This window comes from Nannocystis sp., assembly GCF_016714285.1.
Classification (GTDB): Bacteria; Myxococcota_A; Polyangia; order Nannocystales; family Nannocystaceae; genus Nannocystis.
This window is the reverse complement of record NZ_JADJNN010000003.1, coordinates 427,488-445,656: the sequence shown is the minus strand read 5'-3', so window position 1 is coordinate 445,656 and position 18,169 is coordinate 427,488. Positions and strand designations below refer to the sequence as shown.

Annotated in this window: 14 protein-coding genes and 1 pseudogene; 7 read left to right on the top strand and 8 right to left on the bottom strand. The window is 70.6% G+C overall.

Translation table 11 applies throughout. The features are described 5' to 3' along the window. Positions 1–18 precede the first annotated feature (18 nt). Positions 19–624 carry a glutathione S-transferase family protein gene (locus IPJ59_RS09495; RefSeq protein ID WP_293270957.1) on the bottom strand — a complete coding sequence of 202 codons (606 nt, stop codon included), beginning with the start codon at positions 622–624 and terminating at the stop codon, positions 19–21. A gap of 96 nt (positions 625–720) precedes the next feature. On the opposite strand from IPJ59_RS09495, the gene IPJ59_RS09490 reads away from it, so the two are divergent. Then, positions 721–1,626 carry an alpha/beta hydrolase gene (locus IPJ59_RS09490; protein WP_293270955.1) on the top strand — a complete coding sequence of 302 codons (906 nt, stop codon included), beginning with the start codon at positions 721–723 and terminating at the stop codon, positions 1,624–1,626. Between the two features lie 110 nt (positions 1,627–1,736). Continuing rightward, positions 1,737–4,733: a serine/threonine-protein kinase gene (locus IPJ59_RS09485; protein WP_293270953.1), complete on the top strand. Its 2,997-nt coding sequence runs from the start codon at positions 1,737–1,739 to the stop codon at positions 4,731–4,733. Positions 4,734–4,983: 250 nt separating this feature from the next. On the opposite strand, the gene IPJ59_RS09480 is transcribed toward IPJ59_RS09485, so the two are convergent. Next, positions 4,984–6,030, bottom strand: coding sequence for a LysR family transcriptional regulator (locus tag IPJ59_RS09480; protein ID WP_293259845.1), 1,047 nt, complete (start codon positions 6,028–6,030; stop codon positions 4,984–4,986). A gap of 55 nt (positions 6,031–6,085) precedes the next feature. Between IPJ59_RS09480 and IPJ59_RS09475 the strand changes: the two genes are divergently transcribed. Beyond that, on the top strand, positions 6,086–6,490 hold the full coding sequence (locus tag IPJ59_RS09475) for a DoxX family membrane protein (RefSeq protein ID WP_293259842.1): 405 nt from the start codon (positions 6,086–6,088) through the stop codon (positions 6,488–6,490). A gap of 50 nt (positions 6,491–6,540) precedes the next feature. Here IPJ59_RS09475 and bioD read toward each other — a convergent pair whose 3' ends face one another. The 4 genes from bioD to IPJ59_RS09455 form a co-directional block, all read right to left on the bottom strand. After that, positions 6,541–7,233, bottom strand: a complete 693-nt coding sequence (bioD, locus tag IPJ59_RS09470; RefSeq protein WP_293259839.1) for a dethiobiotin synthase — start codon at positions 7,231–7,233, stop codon at positions 6,541–6,543. 165 nt (positions 7,234–7,398) lie between these two features. After that, a complete protein-coding gene (locus IPJ59_RS09465) occupies positions 7,399–8,502 on the bottom strand; it encodes an SPFH domain-containing protein (RefSeq protein WP_293270951.1) in 1,104 nt (367 codons plus the stop codon). A 46-nt stretch (positions 8,503–8,548) separates the two neighbouring features. Next, positions 8,549–8,932, bottom strand: coding sequence for a TerB family tellurite resistance protein (locus IPJ59_RS09460; protein ID WP_293259833.1), 384 nt, complete (start codon positions 8,930–8,932; stop codon positions 8,549–8,551). A gap of 114 nt (positions 8,933–9,046) precedes the next feature. Continuing rightward, positions 9,047–9,631 (bottom strand): hypothetical protein, encoded by a 585-nt coding sequence (locus IPJ59_RS09455; protein WP_293270949.1) that lies wholly within the window; start codon positions 9,629–9,631, stop codon positions 9,047–9,049. Positions 9,632–9,775: 144 nt separating this feature from the next. Between IPJ59_RS09455 and IPJ59_RS09450 the strand changes: the two genes are divergently transcribed. From IPJ59_RS09450 to IPJ59_RS09435, 4 genes and pseudogenes are all read left to right on the top strand, one after another. Further along, on the top strand, positions 9,776–12,922 hold the full coding sequence (locus tag IPJ59_RS09450) for an MXAN_5808 family serine peptidase (protein WP_293270947.1): 3,147 nt from the start codon (positions 9,776–9,778) through the stop codon (positions 12,920–12,922). Between the two features lie 97 nt (positions 12,923–13,019). Continuing rightward, entirely contained in the window at positions 13,020–14,093 is a 1,074-nt protein-coding gene (locus IPJ59_RS09445; RefSeq protein WP_293270945.1) for a hypothetical protein, read from the top strand. 20 nt (positions 14,094–14,113) lie between these two features. After that, positions 14,114–15,496: pseudogene (gene cysS / locus IPJ59_RS09440) on the top strand (cysteine--tRNA ligase); the annotation flags it as partial. 288 nt (positions 15,497–15,784) lie between these two features. Further along, positions 15,785–16,642, top strand: a complete 858-nt coding sequence (locus tag IPJ59_RS09435) for an MBL fold metallo-hydrolase (RefSeq protein WP_293270941.1) — start codon at positions 15,785–15,787, stop codon at positions 16,640–16,642. Between the two features lie 75 nt (positions 16,643–16,717). Here the strand turns inward: IPJ59_RS09435 and moaB are convergent, their stop codons facing one another. Next, complete coding sequence (gene moaB / locus IPJ59_RS09430; protein WP_293259816.1) at positions 16,718–17,245, bottom strand: molybdenum cofactor biosynthesis protein B; 528 nt, start codon at positions 17,243–17,245, stop codon at positions 16,718–16,720. Between the two features lie 13 nt (positions 17,246–17,258). Continuing rightward, positions 17,259–18,092 (bottom strand): hypothetical protein, encoded by an 834-nt coding sequence (locus IPJ59_RS09425; RefSeq protein WP_293270939.1) that lies wholly within the window; start codon positions 18,090–18,092, stop codon positions 17,259–17,261. Between the last annotated feature and the right edge of the window lie 77 nt (positions 18,093–18,169).

The window sequence follows — 18,169 nt, the reverse complement described above, 5'->3', positions numbered from 1 at the left end:
CCTGTCCCCCGGGACAGCTCACATCCCCGGCGGCCGCGTCGCACGCAGACTCGGCCGCTCCGCGTGCGCGGCCACCAGCGCGAGCAGACGCGGGTACGGCTCCATCGCCGCGACCGCCCGAAACTGCATCCACTCGACCGCCGTGACCACCGCCAGCTCGGCCAGGCCGAAGCCGTCGACCTCCGTGCACCACGGCCCGCGCACCCGCTCGTCGAGCCACGCCAGCGCGCGAGCGACCCGCTCCCGCTCGATCCGCATGTACGGGATCGCCTCGCTGTCGACCGCATCGCGGCGAAAGTAAAACAGCCGGATCGCCGACTCCGTCGCGCCGTCGATCGCATGGATCACGTTGCCCTCGGCGATCCGCGTCGCCGCTTGCGGCCGACGAAAATCACCAGCCTCACCGGCCCGCGCCAGCAGCAGATCGCAGATCGCGTGCGAGTCGAGCACGCCGACGCCGTCCACCTCGAGCACCGGCACCTTGCGCAGCGGGCTCAGCCGCTGCAACGACGCCTGCCCCTCCGGCGTCGTCGTATCGACCCACTCGAGCGAGAGCCCGAGCTCTTGCGCGACCACCCGGACGCGGCGAACAAACGGCGAGGTCACGGTCCCGTGCAAGCGCATGCCGCGGATGGTAGCGAAACCCGGCCCGCTCGGCGCGCGCCACCGGAGCGCATACCGCTGGCATTATCAGCCCGACCTGCCTAGAGTGGCCACCGCGTGCGCCCCCTCCCGCTGTCCCTCGGTTGTCTGCTCCTGGCGGGCTGCGTCGCCCGAGACTTCACGCGCAAGGCCCCCCTGTGGCCCGACGGCGCCCCCGCGGCCAAGGGCAGCCGCAAGGGCGACACCCCCGAGCTCTATTACTACCTGCCGCCCCCCACGAAGGCGACCGGCATGGCCGTGATCGTCGCCCCCGGCGGCAGCTATGCCCACACCGGCGGCCTGTGGGGTGAGGCCTTCCCGACCGCGCGCTGGCTGGTCGAGCGCGGCATCACGGCCGTCGTCCTCCGCTACCGCGTCAGCGGCGACGACTATCACCACCGCGACTTCCTCGCCGACGGCAAGCAGGCCGTCCGCACCGTCCGCGCTCAGGCGGCCTCCCTCGGCGTCGCCCCCGATCGCATCGGCATGATCGGCTTCTCCGCCGGCGGTCACCTCGCGGCCTTCGTCGCCTCCGCCTGCCCGCCCGCCGGCGATCGCTCGATCGACCCCGCCGACCCCGACCCGCTGCTGCGCGTCAGCTGCCGCCCCGACTTCATCGTCATGGTCTACCCCGTCGTCACCCTCGACGACCGCTGGGCCCACCAGCGCAGCAAGCGGAGCCTCCTCGGCCCCGAGGACCCGCCACCCCTCGGCCTCATCCAGCGCCTCTCCCTCGAGACCCAGGTCGGCCCCGACGCACCCCCCGCGTTCCTCGTCCACTCCCGCCGCGACCGCAAGGTCCAGTTCCACAACAGCGAGCTCTACTACGAGGCGATGCAGACCGCCGGGCGCCCCGCCGAGCTCCACCTCTACGACGACGGCCGCCACGGCGTCGGCCTGGCCCAGAGCAGCCGCATGCCGGCGATGCGCCAGTGGCCCGAGCAGATGCTCACCTGGCTGCGCGGCCTCGGCATGCTGCGCTAAACGCCACAGCTCGCGTGGCCTCAACGCATCGCGCGGGCCGTCGCGCGAGTATGACCCCGCGCCCGCTCCGCTTGTGAGCTCTTGCCCCATCTGCCAGTCTGGTCGCCATCGTGACAGCCAGCGGCGACGAGGCAGGCGCGCCCCGACGCCCCCCGCCGGGGGACGCCGCGCCGTCGACCACCAGCCGCTCCTCGCCCGCCGAGATCGAGGCCACCCGCGTCGACACCGACGCCCAGCCGCTCCCGGGCGACAGCCTCCCCACCACCCCCCGCCGCGCCCTCCTCGGCCGCTACTCCCTGCTGCGAAAGCTCGGCGAGGGCGGCATGGGCGTCGTCTACTCGGCCTACGACGAGGAGCTCGACCGCCGCATCGCGATCAAGCTCCTGCGCCCCCGCACCAGCCCCGACGGCGGCGCCTCCTCGGACCGGATGCTGCGCGAGGCCCAGCTCATGGCCAAGCTCTCGCACCCCAACGTCGTCCAGGTCTACGACGTCGGCGTCCTCTCGGAGCAGGTGTTCCTGGCGATGGAGTTCGTCCAGGGCAGCACCCTGCGCGAGTGGATCCACGGCACCCCCGAGGAGCCCCGACCCACCCCCAGGCCACTCCCGGAGATCCTCGCAATGTACCGCCAGGCCGGCCTCGGCCTCGCCGCCGCCCACGCGGCCGGCCTCGTCCATCGCGACTTCAAGCCCGACAACGTCGTCGTCGGCACCGACGGCCGCGCCCGCGTCCTCGACTTCGGCCTCGCCCGCAGCGACGCCCACCCCGACGACGCCACCCTCACCAGCGAACGCAGCGACGTCCACCCCCTCGAGTCCTCCCGCTCCGCCCGCCGCTCCCGCCCCACCGACCGCCCTCCCACCGCCGCCGGCTCCCTCCTCGGCACCCCCGCGTACATGTCCCCGGAGCAGCACCTCCGCGTCGCCGTCGACGCCCGCTCCGACCAGTTCAGCTTCTGCGTCACCCTCTACGAGGCCCTCTACGGCGAACGACCCTTCGCCGGCAAGACCCACCTCGAGCTGCGCACCAGCATCCTCACCTCCGCCATCCGCGACCCACCACCCGGCCGCAAGGTCCCCGCCTGGCTGCGCAAGGTCCTGCTCCGCGGCCTCCGCGTCACCCCCGACGAGCGCTTCCCCGACATGCACGCCCTCCTCGCGGCCCTCGCCGCCGACCCCGGCCGCGCTCGCCAGCGCTGGCTCGCCGGCCTCGCCCTCGTCGCCCTCGCGCTCGCCACCGGCCTCGCCCTCGCAGAGCGCCGCAACGCCGAGGCCGAGCTGTGCCGCGACGCCGACCACCTCCTCGCCGGCGTGTGGGACGACGCCCGCGCCGACGCCCTCCAGACCGCCCTCGCCGCCACCGGCCTCGCCTACGCCCGCGACACCTGGCCCCGCGTACATGAACAATTGGACCTGTTCGCAAGGACATGGCGCGCCATGCACGTCGAGGTCTGCGAGGCCACCAACCTCCACCACACCCAATCCGAGGCGCTCATGGACCTGCGCATGGCCTGCCTCGCCGACAGCCGCGCCGAGCTGCGCGCCGTCGTCGACGTGCTCGCCGAGGCCGACGCCAGCATCGCCGAGCGCGCCGTCCAGACCGCCAGCAACCTCCGCCCCCTCGCCCGCTGCGCCGAGCTCGACATCCAGGACCCCCGCCTCGCCCCCCGCGACCCCGCCACCGCCACCGCCCTGCGCGAGCTCCAGGCCCTGCTCGCCCAGGTCCGCGCCGAGGACGACGCCGGCCGCTACACCCGCGGCCTCGAGCTCGCCCACAACGCCGTCGCCACCGCCGATCGCAGCGGCCACGCCCCGGCCCGCGCCGACGCGATCTTCCACCGCGGCCGCCTCGAGGAGAGCTCGGCCGACTTCACCGCCGCCGAACGCAGCTACGAGGCCGCGTACTACCTGGCCGACGCCATCGGCGAAGATCACGTGCGCATCGAGGCCGCCCTCCGCCTGATCGACCTCGTCGGCGAGCGCCTCGGTCGCGACCACGACGGCATGCAGTGGGCCCACCAGGCCGAGGCCCTGCTCCACCGCCTCGGCGACCCGCCCGCGCTCGAGGCCCAGCTCCGGGCCCGCCTCGGCGTCGTACACACCCGCTACGCCCGCTACGCCGAAGCCCTCACCGCGATCCAGCGATCGATCGACCTCAGCCCCGCGAGCAGCGGCCCGCGCCTCGCCATGTACCAGCGCCACCTCGGCAACGTGCACTACCGCCGCGGCCGGCACGCCGAGGCCCAGGTCGCCTACGAGCGCGCCGTGGAGCTCGGCGAGGCCGCCCTCGGCCCGGACCACCCCGACATCGCCCGCACCATCAGCAACCTCGGCGAGGTCCATCGCATCCAGGGCCACCTCGTCGAGGCCGAGCGCTGCTTCCGGCGATCGATCGCCATCTGGGAGCGTGCCTTCGGCCCCCACCACTCCCTGCTCGCCCCGCCCGTCAACGGCCTCGGCACCCTGGCCTACGCCCGCGGCGACCTGCTCGCCGCCGCCGATTACTTCGAACGCGTGCGCGCCCTCCTCGAGCGCAGCAGCGGCCCCGACCACCCCGACGTCGGCTCCGTCACCGGCAACCTCGCCGAGGTCCACCTGCGCCAGGGCAACCTCGCCGAGTCGCGCCGCTACAGCGAACGCGCCCTCCAGATCCTCGAGCACGCCCTCGGCCCCGAACACGACAGCCTCGCCGACGTGCTCAGCAACCTCGCCCGCGCCCTCGTCCTCCAGGGCCAACTCCCCGAGGCCGCCGCCCACTACCAGCGCGCCATCGCCATCCTCGAGCGCGCCCACGGCCCCGACTTCCCCGGCCTCAGCAAACCCCTCACCGGCCAGGGCCTCCTCGCCCTCGCCAGCGCCCAACCCACCAGAGCCATCGCCCCCCTCGAGCGCGCCCTCACCCTCGCCAGCGCCCAGGACCCCAGCGAACTCGCCGAGCTCCGCCTCGCCCTCGCCCGCGCCCTCTGGGACAGCAAGAACGACCGCCCCCGCGCCCGCGCCCTCGTCGAGCTGGCCCGCGCCGAACTCCTCCCCGCACCCGCCAACCCAGCCCGCACCCGCATCACCGCCGAACTCGGCGCCTGGCTCATCGACCACCCACCCCCCTGAACGCCAGAGCACGCGATGAGCCTCCCCGCGAATCGAACCAGTCGCCGCGACGAAGAATCACCGCACCACCATCATCCCACCGCACACCATCCCGCGAATCACCGCACAACCTCAGCCCACGAATCACCACACAACCCGCATCCCCGCGCCACGAATCACCACACAACCCACATCCCCCGCGCGCGAATCACCCCCTCACCCCGCGCCGCGAATCACCGCACCACATCCCCCGCGCCGCGAATCACCCCCCTCACCCCCGCGCCGTCACCCGCCGCACGCCCTCCCCCGCGCGCTCGCGCCGACGCCCACCCATCCGCCCGCTCGCGGCCTCCTCGGCCCGCTGCGCCGCGATCACCTTCATACACACGGGACCGTGGGTGAACAGCTCGAGATTCGCCAGCAGATAGTCGCTAAACGCCCGCGCCTTGGCCGGCAACACCTTGGCCGCCGGGTGCACGAGATACACGTTGCCCGCGCCCACCGTGTAGTCCGGCAGCACCCGCACGAGCCGGCCGCCGTGGATCTCCGACAATGCGCGCATGTCCGGGAGCATCGCTATGTACCCACCCGCCAGCGCCGCCGCATGCAAGAAACCAAAGCCGTTGGCGCTGACCGCCGCACGCACCGATAACTCCTCCGTCGCACCGTCCAGCCCACGCAGCGCCAGCTTGCCGCGCCCGTTGTTCATCCGCAGCAGCGCCAGGTCGTGCCCCGCCAGCTCGGCCGGCGTCCGCGGCAGCCCGCGCGCCGCGACGTACTCCGGGCTCGCCACCAGAAACACCTCGAGGCTCGCCAGCTTGCGCCCCACCAGCGACGAGTCCGGCAGCGCCGCGGCCCCACGCAGCCCGAGGTCGAGCCCCTCCGCGACCAGATCGAGCGTGCGATCGGTCAACACCATCTCGACCGTCACCTCCGGGTATTCGCGCGTAAACCCGGCCACGATCGACGCCAGCGAGCCCGCCCCGATGTCGTACGGCGCCGTGATCCGCAGGTGCCCGCGCGGCGTCTCGCGCCCCTCGCGGACCGCCAGCGTCGCCTCCTCGAGCCCCGCCAGCGCCCGCCCGGCCCGCTCCTGAAACAGGGTCCCCGCCTCGGTCAGATTGATCGCGCGCGTCGTCCGGTGCAGCAGCGAAACCCCCAGCTTGTCCTCCAGCCGGGCGACCCGTCGGCTCACCGTCGACTTCGGCACCCCCAGCCGCTGCCCCGCCGTCGTGAACGACCCGGTCTCCGCAACCCGCAGAAACGCCACCAATTCCTCGATCTCCGGCGCCTCGGACTGTTCCGCTCCGTGCAACATAGCATCCCAAGCTAGCATCCTTGTTCGCCACGAAGCAACAGTGCACCCTCGTGGCATGCGACTCGTCGTCACCGTTGCCCGCGTCCTCTTCGGCCTCCTCTTCCTCGTCTTCGGCCTCAACTTCTTCTTCCACTTCCTGCCGATGCCGCCGCTGTCAGGCCCAGCCGCCGCCTTCATGGGCGCGCTGTTCGCGACCGGCTACATGTTCCCGCTGATCAAGGTCACCGAGATCGTCGCCGGCGTCCTCCTCATCTCCGGCCGCTTCGTCCCGCTCGGCCTCCTCCTGCTCGCACCGATCCTCGTCAACATCGCCGCCTTCCACATCGTCCTCACCCCCGGTGAAGTCGGCATGTCGGCCGTGCTCGTCGCCATCGAGGCCTTCCTCGCCTGGTCCTACCGCGACAGCTTCCGCGGCGTACTCAACGCCTCCGCCGTCCCCGGCGGCAGCGACCGACGCTAAAGCCCGAGGCTCGCGCACCCAAGCAGCGAGCCTCGCGCCCGATCGCACGCTCACGCGAGCAAGGCCCGCACCCCGCCCCGCAACCACGCATGCGCGTCGGGGTCGGCACGAAAGCCCAGCACCCCGAGACACGGCACGCCGCTACTCACCGCGATCACCCGCTCGTTGTGCTCCTGCGACGCGTCCCACTCCCCGCGCGTCTGCACCAACATAAAGCCCCGCGGCGCGAGCCCCAGCTCGCGCAGCCCCGCGAAGCAGAGCAGGCAGTGATTGATCGTCCCGAGCCCGAGCCGCCCGACGACCACCACCTCCGCCTCCATCGCCGAGATCCACGCCGGTAACCACGACCCACCCGGCATCGGCACCCACAACCCGCCCGCGCCCTCGATCACCGTCAACTCCGGCGCATACCGGGCCTCGAGCGCCGCCAGGCTCGCGCACGCCAGCTCGAGCGCCCCCGCGTCGCGCCGCGCAAGAAACCCCTCGACCCCGTCCGCCGCCAGCCCCGGCGCGACCGCCAGCGGATAACGCAGCGGACAGATCTCGCTCACCCCGAGCCCGGCGATCGCCGCCGCCGCAACCAACCGCTCTGGATCTCCCGTCGCATCGGCCACCCCGCTCGCCGCCGGCTTGAACGGCAGCGCCCGCACCCCCTCCGCCCGCGCCGCCCGCAGCAGCGCGCACGCCACCGTGGTCTTCCCGCAATCGGTGTCAGTCCCGACGAGAAACACGCGCCGCGTCACCGCCGACTTGTACACCAAAATCCCCGCACAACTCTGCCACCAAACACGACGAGGCGGCCGCAACCACGACCGTCCGCCGCGTGCCGTACTCGGTCGACACGGACAAACCAAACACGACGAGGCGGCCGCAACTACGACCGCCTCGCCTCCGCACCCAGCCCCGCGTCAGAACGCGTCGAGCAGCTTGGTCCGCTTCGCCTTGTACTCGTCCTCGGTCAGCAGCCCGGCGTCGAGCGCCGCCTTCAACTTGCGCAGCTTGCTCTCCAGACTGTTGTCCTCGGCCGGCGCTGGCGCGGCCTGACCCTGGGGAGGCGGATAACCCGGGGGCGGATATCCCGGCGGCGGATATCCCGGCGGCGGATATCCCGGCGGCGGATATCCCGGCATCGCCCCCGCCATCACGTTGCCCATCATGTTGCCCATGCCCATGCCCATGCCCATGCCCATGCCGGCCTGCATCACGCCGTTGCCACCACCCGGCTGCTTGGCCGCGTCGCGCATCGCCTGCATGCCCTCCCACGCCATCGTATTGTCGACCCCACGCGCCGACTGAGCCGCAGCCGCGTCGAGAGCCTTCTCGATCTCCGGCGGCAACGAGATGTTCTCGATCACGAAGCTGGTCAGCGTCAGCCCGAGCTTCTTGAACTCCTCGGCGATGTCACCCTTGACCACATTCTCGAGCACGCTGTAGTGCCCGGCCATGTCGGCGACGCTGATCTCGCTCTTGCCCGCCGCCTGGGTGAACTTGCCGACCAGCAGGCGCTTCAGGTAGCCCTCGATCTCGTCGGTCGTGTACATCCCCTGCGTCCCGACCAGCTCCTTGAAGAAGGTGCCCGGCTCGGAGATCTTGAAGTTGTATGACCCGAAGGCCCTGATGCGCACCCGACCCGGCCGCCCCGCGACCGAAAACTCCGGATCGCGGATCAACACCGGATTGGCCGTACCCCACTTCTGGTCGATGTACTGCTTCAGATTGACGAAGTAGACATCCACCTTGTACGGGCTGCTAAAGCCGTACTTCCAGCCCTTGAGCCGCGACAACACCGGCACGTTCTGGGTGCTCAGCGTGTGCGTGCCCGGGCCGAAGATATCGGCCATCTGCCCCTCGTTGACCAGGATCGCCGCCTGGTTCTCGCGGCAGACCAGCTTGGCCCCGTTCTTGACCTCGTGATCCTCGTCGGGGAACTTGTACACCAGCGTGTAATTGCTGTTGTCCGTCCACTCGATGATGTCGATGAGCTGGCTCTTGATAAACCCTAGAATGCCCATGTCTGCTTCCGTTCTCTCGCTCGCCGGTAAATCTGAGGGGTTGACTTCACTGCAGCTCGAGGCGCCGCGCCTCCTGCTCGAGATCGCCGAACTCGGCGTTGGACAGGCCGAACACGTCGGCCACCGTCCCGAGAGCCCGACGCTCCTCGTCGGTGTAAACCCCGTCGCTGTGCACGAGGGCGATCGCCGCCTTGACGAAGATCCGCCGCATGTACGTGGTCTCCAGCACCTGCACGGCCTCGTAGAAGCTAAACTGCCGGGTCTTCAGCTCCTCCAGCGTCAGCCCCGAGCCCGTCTCGCTGAGAAACTCCTCGATCAACTTCACCTCGCGCTCGTCGAGGTGGTTGTCGACACTGGCGAGGTAGTACAGCCCGCGGGCGAACACATCGACCTCTTCGGGGGTCAGCCCCGTGCTTTGCCGTTGTTCCATGGCCCGCAATGCTACGGGCAAGCCCCCACCGAGGCCAGCCCAGCAACCAACAAAGAAACGCCCGCGGTCGAAACCGCGGGCGTCGCACGACTCGACGCCACCAAGCAAGAGCGTCTAGAGAACCAGGAATTCGCGCCGGAACAGCAGTTCGCCGGCCCCACCCGCCGCATCGGCGCTGTACACCTCGACCTGCCACGGCTCACCCCGCGCCTGCTCGGGCTGCTCCGGCGAGCCCGAGATCACCGGGCCCCCCGAAATCGGGTGGCTCGCCGCGAGCGTCAGCGTGGTCGTGGGCGCAAGCACGCCTTGCACCTCCTCGCGCACCCCCGCGTGCGTCCACACGAAGAGCACCGGCCGCGCCTCCATCAAGCTGTCCGCCCGCAAGTGGAGGTGAACCGCCCCCACGTCGCGCGAGAACTCGGCCGCATCCTCGAGCGGACCATCCGCCTGCGCCGCCAGGACCGCCGCCACCTGCACCGCCTGCCCGGTCGATACCTGCGGCCGCGCCGAGAACGCGGATTGCTCGAGACCCGTCCGCAGCTGCCCGTCCGGGGCAATATGCGCCTCCGTGATCGGGGCATCGACGCAAGCCGGAAGCCCGACCGGAAGCAGGCAAGCAAGGGCGAGAGAAAGGGTACGCACGCAGAAAATTTGACATGCTGTTCCCATGCCACTCCCCCGCGCCACGATCTCAAACACTTGGCCCCTCGCCCGCGGCTCTGACGACGTGATGAGTAGCATCTAGCTACTCATCGTAGCTTTCAAGCGCGGTCAACCCAAGAACCCGTCCCCCGAACCCCAAACCCCGCGACCGCGTTCGCGGGCGCTATGCTTGCCGCCTCCATGGCCCCCAAGCGCCACCTCCTCCTGCATCTCTGTCTGGGGTGGCTGGCCGCGTGCGGCTCCCCGCCCGCCGAAACAAACCCCCGCGGCAAGACCGCCAAACCCGACGCCACCAGCGCCGAACCCGACGCCGAGCCCGACCTCCGCACCCTCCTGGCCCTCGACCAGCGCCGCTTCCCGCTCACCGTCTGGGCCGCCTACATCATCCAGCACGAGTACTTCGACAAGCGCCGCCTCGACCCACGTGGCCAGCTCGTCTCGGCCCTCACCTACCTCGGCCTCCACACCCCCGAGTTCTTCGCCAGCGTCCGCGACGACCAGGCCACCATCACCGTCGGCGAGACCAGCAAGGACTTCTCCCTCACCAACCTGCCCGACCTCGCCGCCGCCGCCGACCGCCTCGAGGAGATCCTGGGCTTCACCCAGACCCAGCTCAGCCTCGACCCCGAAGCCACCCACAAGCTCGAGTACGCCGCCATCAACGGCCTCCTCGCCCCCCTCGACCCCCACACGATCCTCCTCACCCCCGAGGAACACACCGACCTCGGCGTCAAGACCAAGGGCCAGTTCGGAGGCATCGGCGCCGAGATCCGCGAGGACGAACGCCGCATCCGCGTCGGCCGCGTCCTCCCCAAATCCCCCGCCGAACAGGGCGGCCTCAAGGCCGGCGACCTCATCCTCCAGATCGACAAGCAGTCGACCATCAACCTCCGCGTCGCCGAGGCCCAACAACTCCTCCGCGGCCCCATCAACACGACCGTCGTCGTCAAGATCCGCCGCGGCGACCAAGCCCTCACCCTCACCCTCACCCGCCAGATCATCCGGGTCGAGAGCGTCGTCGCCGAGCTCCTCCCCGGCCAGATCGCCTACCTCAAGCTCATCACATTCCAGGAGAACAGCGGCGAACAGGTCCGCGCCGCCCTCAAGAACCTGGCCCCAAAGACAGGTGAAGGCCTCAAGGGCGTCGTCCTCGACCTCCGCGACAACACCGGCGGCCTGCTCACCCAGGCCGTCGAGATCCTCGACGCCCTGGTCGCCGATGGCGAACTGGTGATCGTCCGCTCCGCCCTCGGCCGCGAGTCCGAACCCGCCAAACCAGACCTCGAGATCCCCCTCTCCGCCTCCGTCGTCGCCCTCATCAACGAGGAGTCCGCCAGCGCCTCGGAGATCGTCAGCGGCTCGGTCAAATACCTCGAACGCGGCGTGGTCCTCGGCCGACCCAGCTTCGGCAAAGGCACCGTCCAGCTCGTCAAACCCGAGAACCTCTACGGCCGCGAACTCGCCCTCAAACTCACCATCGCCGAGTACCTCGTCGCCGGCGACCGCTCCATCCAAACCTCCGGCGTCCAGCCCGACCTCACCCTCTACCCGGTCGAACTCACCAACATCCCCGGCGTCGCCAACTACTACGACCGCGAACGCTTCGAACGCCGCCGCGAGTTCGCCCAGGTCGCCCACCTACCCTCCGCCAAACACGAAAAACCCCGCGCCGACGCTGGCCCAGCCGCCCTCCAGCTGCGCTACTTCGCCAGCGACACCAGCCCCGCCGCCAGCACCAGCGAATCACCCGCCGCCCTCCGCGACCCCGAGGTCCGCATCGCCCACCAGGTCGCGCAAAAACTCGCCGGCGAGACCGACCCCAAGACCCGCATCGCCAGCCTCGCCACCCTCACCCGCGACCTCGCCCTGGCCGAGGACACCGCGATCACCACCGGCCTCGCCACCACCAAGGTCGACTGGAGCGGCCGCGTCGACGCCCGAGACACCGCCCCCCTCCGCCTCTCCGCCCGCATCAGCGAAAAATCGGAGATCCGCGCCGGCGCCCCCTTCACCCTCCACGTCGAGGTCAGCAACGACAGCCCCACCGCCGTCGACCGCGTCCACGCCATCACCGACTGCCTGCGCGACGAACTCGACGGCATCGAACTCCTCCTCGGCCGCATCGAGCCCGGCCAGACCGTCTCCCGCGACGTCCGCCTCCAGGTCATGGCCTGGCACAGCAACTTCACCGACACCCTCCGCGTCGACCTCCACGCCGGCGAACCCGACCCCACACCCGACGCCACCACCACAGTCCGCTTCGACGTCGCCGGCCTCCCCCGCCCAACCCTGACCTTCGACTACTGGATCGTCGACGACCCAACCCTGGCAAGCAAAGCCCCGTCCCGCCCCAAGACCCCCGTCTACCCCGGCGACACACCCTTCGCCGTCCGCGGCAACGGCGACGGCAACCTCCAACCCGGCGAACAGGCGCTCCTGGCGATCGAGGTCCACAACGCCGGCCCCGGCCCCGCCGCCGACACCCGCGCCCTCCTCCACAACCTCTCCGGCACCCAGATCCTCCTCGAGGAAGGCTTCGTCGAGCTCGGCCCCATCCCCGTCGGCGGCACCACCCGCGGCAGCCTCGGCCTCACGGTCAGCGCCTCCGCCGACCCGGCCACCCCGGTCTCCCTCGACCTCGTCGTCGCCGACGTCCAGCTCCGCGAGAGCGTCCGCCACAAGTTCGACCTCGCCGTCCTCGGCAACCTCCCCGCCTTCATCGCCGCCAGCGAGAAGGTCCGCGTCGGCCCAGCCTCCGGGGGTGACGACCCCGTCCGCCTCTACAACGCCGCAAACGGCAAGACCCCGCAGCTCGGTGAGATCCCCGCCAACACCCTGCTGCAACTCGTCGGCCGCGCTGGCGGCTGGGCGGCCATCGACGCCGGCCCCGGCCGCCGCGCCTGGCTACCGGCCGACCTCCTCCATCCCGGCGACATCAAGGGCAGCACAGACCGCCCAACGCGCGCCTTCAAGCTCGTCCAGCCCCCCACCCTCATCGTCGACCCGACCGCCCAGGTCACCCGCGACGCCACCATCGAACTCCACGGCAGCGCCCAACACCCGGTCCGCGTCCACGACGTCCTCGTCACGGTCAAACCCGCCGGCGTCGGCCAGGTCGAACAAAAGATCGACTACGAGGCCAACCCGGCGCGCCAGGGCGATGCCGCCCGACAGCTGAGCTTCTCCGCCCGCGTCCCCCTCAGCCCCGGCAGCAACCAGATCCTCATCACCGCCCGCGACGCCGACGACGTCGAGGCCACCCGCGAGATCTGGGTGTTTCGTCAGCAAGCCGGGAACCTCGGACCCGTGGATGAGTCCCTCCCCTAGACCGTGATAAGACGAGGCCCCCGTGGTTGAAACAGCAGCGGACGAAGCACCCCCTCCATCCTCGCCGCGTCGCCGGCGCTCTCCGCTGATCGACGTCGTGGTCGCCCTGTTCGGCGGCTACCTCCTCGTCACCATGTTCGGCGACGTCCGCTACTTCCTGCAAGGCGGCAGCCCGCGCGACCTCGGCGACGCCGCCACGCTCGTCGCCTCGGGCGGCCTGAACGACGACCTGCGCGAGCAATACGTGACCCTCCACGGCACCCCCGACGTCCAGCACGCCGCCCGCGCCAGGCTCGGCGAAAAGACCGTCGGCTACCTCCGCATCGTCGAGGGCGGCGGCAGCCTGTTCGCCGCGATCCCCCGCAGCCCCGACAAACCCACCGGCAACCAGTTCGAAGGCGAGTTCACCGGCCGCCTGCGCCGCGTCGCCGACGTGCGCATGTACGCGTGGATCACCCAGTACTTCGACGGCGAGCGCATCGTCGAGACCCGCGACCTCAGCACCGACCAACTCCTCGCCGCCCTCGACAACAACAAGCTCCAGCCCACCGACCAGATCAGCCTCAGCGTCGACCAACCCGACGCCCGCATCCAGCTCGGTCGCACCAGCTTCCGCTCGCTCGCCGCCGCCGAGGCCGCCGTGCAAGCGCTCGGCGTGCCCTCCTTCGCACCCGCCGAGCAAAACTCCTCCGCCTTCTACACCTTCGTCGCCCGCATCCCCGCCGACCAACGCGCCGCCGCCCAGGCCACCCTCAACGCCGCCGGCGAAGCCACCACCGACGAACAAAAGGCCAAACCCGATCCCCGCATCGGCGCCCTCGTCGTCCCCTTCTTCACCACCTATCTCGTCCCCGCCGCCGAGCTCAAGCACGAGGCCCAGAGCCTCAGCTTCCCCCTCCGCGACGACGGCACCAGCCCCGGCTACGTCGTCGTCGACGGCAAGCTCGCCCCGCGCCCACTCACCGACGGCCGCCTCCAGATCGACCTCTCCCAGCTCCGCGCCGTCGGCCGCATGCAGCCGGTCCGCGTCGACCCCGACGGCTACATCATTCAAGTCGGCGAACACCCCCGCGACCAGTGGCCCACCCTCGCGTTGTGGCTCGTCGTCCTCGCCGTCGTCGGCTGGAATCTCACCAGCCTGGCCCTGTGGTGGCGTCGCCGACAGGCTTAGGGCACACTCGCCCTCCGCCCATGACGGAGTCCGCCGCCCCCTCCTCGTTCGCCCCCCTCAGCCTCTACGACACCCTGAGCGCCACCAAGAAGCCGCTGGCGCTGCAAGAGCCCGGCCGCTGCAAGCTCTACGTGTGCGGCCCCACCGTCTATGACATGAGCCACATCGGCCACGCCCGCGCCGCCGTGGTCCCCGACATCCTCGTCCGCCTCCTCCGCGCCAGCGGCCTCGAGGTCGTCTACGTCCGCAACATCACCGACGTCGAGGACAAGATCATCAAGCGCGCCGCCGACGAGGGCGTCAGCCCCGAGGTCATCACAACCCGCTACACCGACGCCTACCACGACGACCTCGACGCCCTCCACTGCCTCCGCCCGGACATCGAACCCCGCGTCACCGACAACATCCCGCAGATCGTCGCCCTCATCGAGCGCCTCGTCGCCAACGAGCTCGCCTACCCCGTCGACGGCGACGTGTACTACCGCGTCGCCCGCTTCGAACACTACGGGGCACTCAGCAAGCGCAGCCTCGACGACATGCAGGCCGGCGCCCGCGTCGAGATCAACGAGCGCAAGGAGAGCCCCCTCGACTTCGTCCTGTGGAAGGGCGCCAAGCCCGGTGAGCCGCAGTGGCCCAGCCCCTGGGGCCCCGGTCGCCCCGGCTGGCACATCGAGTGCTCCGCCATGTCCCTGCGCCACCTCGGCGAGACCTTCGACCTCCACGCCGGCGGCCGCGATCTCATCTTCCCCCACCACGAGAACGAGATCGCCCAGTCCCAGGGCGCCTGCGGCCCAGGCACCTTCGCCCGCCACTGGCTGCACAACGGCTTCATCGACTTCGCCGGCGAGAAGATGTCCAAGAGCCTCGGCAACTTCTTCACCATCCGCGAGGTCCGAAACCTCTACCTCCCCGAGGCCCTCCGCTACTTCCTCCTCGGCGTCCACTACCGGTCCGGCCTCAACTTCGACGTCGAGGCCCCCTGCCCCAGCTGCCGCCACCTCCTCGACCCCGAGCAACAACAGGCCAGCCACTGCCCCGCCTGCGCCGCCCCGCTCGAGCTCGCGCGCCTGCGCGCCCACGTCCGCTTCCCCGGCCTCGAGGAGGCCGACGATCGCGTCGCCTATATCTACGACACCCTGCTGCGCTGCCAGCGAGCCCTCGCAACCACCAGCGAACCCGATGCCCCGCAACAGAACATCGTTGCATCGGCAGTCAGCGGCATGTTGCCCGGTTTCCTCGCCGCCCTGCGCGACGACCTGAACACCGCCGCAGCAATCGCCGCCCTGAGCGAGCCCCTGCGCGAGGTGAACCGCCAGCTCGAGTTCAAAAAGAAGCCCGAGATCGCCGGCCGCCGGCCCACCCTGGCCCGTTTCCTCGCCGACATGCCCGCCATCTCGCAGCACCTCGGCCTGTTCGCCGACGACCCCACCACCTACCTCCGCGAGCGCCGGGATCGCAAGGCCGCGCGCCTGCGCCTCGACGTGGCCGAGGTCGAGCGCCTCCTGCGGATGCGGGAGGCCGCGCGCGCCAAAAAAGACTGGAAAGAAGCCGATCGACTGCGAGCTGAGCTAGGCTTGCTGGGCGCGACCCTCCAGGACTCTGCCGAGGGCTCGACCTGGACCTTGTAACCTCACCGAACTGCTCCTCCCTTCTTTTGGCCCCTCGCTCGCGTGTCTGATCGCAGCCAAACCATGACGCTCCGCCTGTTTGGCGCTGGCGGAGCCTTCTCGCGGCGCTACGGCACCACGTGCAGCATGGTCACCCTGCGCTCCGGTCAGCGCTGGCTCATCGACTGCGGACGTCAGGCCCCGGACCAGCTCCACTCCGCTGGCTTCGCCTGGCACGACATCACCGGGCAGATCGTCACCCACGTCCACGGCGACCACGTCTACGGCCTCGAGGACTTCGCCTTCATCCGCTTCTACGAGACCCGCGGCCCCGACCTCGCCAGCTCCCTCGGCGGCGCCCTGCCCCGCCTCATCGCCCACAGCGCCGTCCGAGCCGAGGTCTGGGAGACCCTCGCCCCCTCCCTCCGCTACCTCAACGACGGCAAGGGCAACTGTCAGGCCGGCACCCTCGCCCACTACTTCGACCTCATCGAACCCGTCGCCGCCGAGCCCCCGCGCAGCAACACCTGGCACCACGCCGAACACTTCGTCTCCGACGGGCTCGCCCTGGTCGCCCGCGAGACCCTGCACGTCCCCGGCAAGCCGTCCTGTTCGCTCGAGTTCGTCGTCGACGACGACCGCGGCATCCAGCGCATCGCCTGGTGGTCCGGCGACTGCACCGTCGACCCGGAACTGCTCATCGGCCTCGAGCCGCGCACCTCGATCTTCTTCCACGACTGCACCTTCGTCGACTACCCCGGCCAGGTCCACGGCTTCTTCGAGCGCCTCGAGGCCCTGCCCGAGCGCGTGCGCCACAAGATGGTGCTGATGCACCACGAGGATAACCTCGACCAGAACCGCACCCGCGTCGAGGCCGCCGGCTTCCGCGTCGCCATGCCCGGCCAGATCTACGACCTGGTCTCCGGCCAGCGAATCGCCTGAGATCAGTCCTCGCGCTCGCCGCAACCGATCACGGACATGCTCGCGGTCAGGGCGACGCCCGCGAATCGCCTGAGATCAGTCCTCGCGCTCGCCGTGGATCCGCGGCAACAGCTCGACGAAGTTGCACGGCCGATGCCGGTGATCGAGCTGCGCCAGCAAGATCTTCTCCATCGCCGTGCGCACCGCCCCGGTCGAGCCCGGCAGCAAGAACACATACGTGGTGTCACACAACGCCGCCTCGGCCCGGCTCTGGATCGTCGAGGTCCCGATCTCCGCGTAGCTCAGCCAACGAAACAGCTCGCCGAAGCCGGGGATCGGCTTGCTCACCAGCGGCGCCAGAGCCTCGGGCGTCACGTCGCGCGGCGTCACCCCGGTGCCCCCGGTCGTGATGATCACGTCGACCTCGCGATCGGCGATATGCCCACGCAGCGCCTCGCGGATCTCATCCCGGTTATCGCGGACGATGTCGCGGCGGATCACCCGATGCCCCGCCCCGGTCAGCAACTCCGCGATCGTCTGCCCCGAGCGATCGGTCGCGAGCGTGCGTGTGTCCGAGACCGTGACGACCGCCACCTGCACCGGAATGAACGCGCGCTCGCCCATGCCGGCGACCCTACTACTCCTGGATCTCCGGGGCCACCACGAAGCTGTACTCCCGCGCCACCGTCGGCTGCTTGTACGTGTGCAGCTCGGCGCGAAGGGTCCCCTGCTGACCCGTCAGTCCCTGCGGATCGCTGACGCCGTCCGGCACCAGCACGGTGACATACAGGTGCTCGAGCGTGCCCTTATCGTCGATCGGCACGAAGCCGATCGGGTAGTCCGGCACCCGCGCGAAGTGACCGCCGAGGCCCACGTTGAAGCCCTCGATGTCCATCCACACGTCGATGTGTGGCATCCGCGGGTCGTCCCAGTCGTTCGGGTCCACCGGCACCTCGAAGCCCCGCCCGCGAACCCCGAGCGGCAGCATCAACAGGCCCTGCCCGCCGCGCACGATGGTGAGCGTGTCGCCCTGCTTCAACTCGCGGTACACGGGGTCCGCGAGCACGTCCTCCGGGTCGAACACCGCCTCACCCAGCGCGAACTCCACGGTGCCGACGATGTCGTCGTAGCGGCACGCCTGCGTGTCCGGGAAGGCGTCGCCGTACTGCCGCAGCTGCGCGTCGCAGAACGCGATGCAGCCCGCCTGCACCGCCTCCTCCGCCTGCCAGCAGCTGCCGTCCTCGCCGTACTTCGCCGCCATCTCGGCCGCCGTCGCCGGGTCGATCTCCGCCGTGCACAGGGTCCAGCGCGCGCACACAGCGGGGATCTCGCTCGCCCCAGTCTCGCCCCCGCTGTCCCCGCTGTCCCCGCTGCCCCCGCTGTCCGTCGTCTGCGGCAGCGTCGGACAGCCCGCGAGCAGCCCCAGCAGCGCCGCACCGCGCCAATAACTCACGAACACAGACCGCATCACGAGGCCCATCGTGGGCCAGCCCCGTGCGCCTGGCAACCCGCCGCCCGGCCCCAGGTCGCCGCACCGGGCCGCCCTCG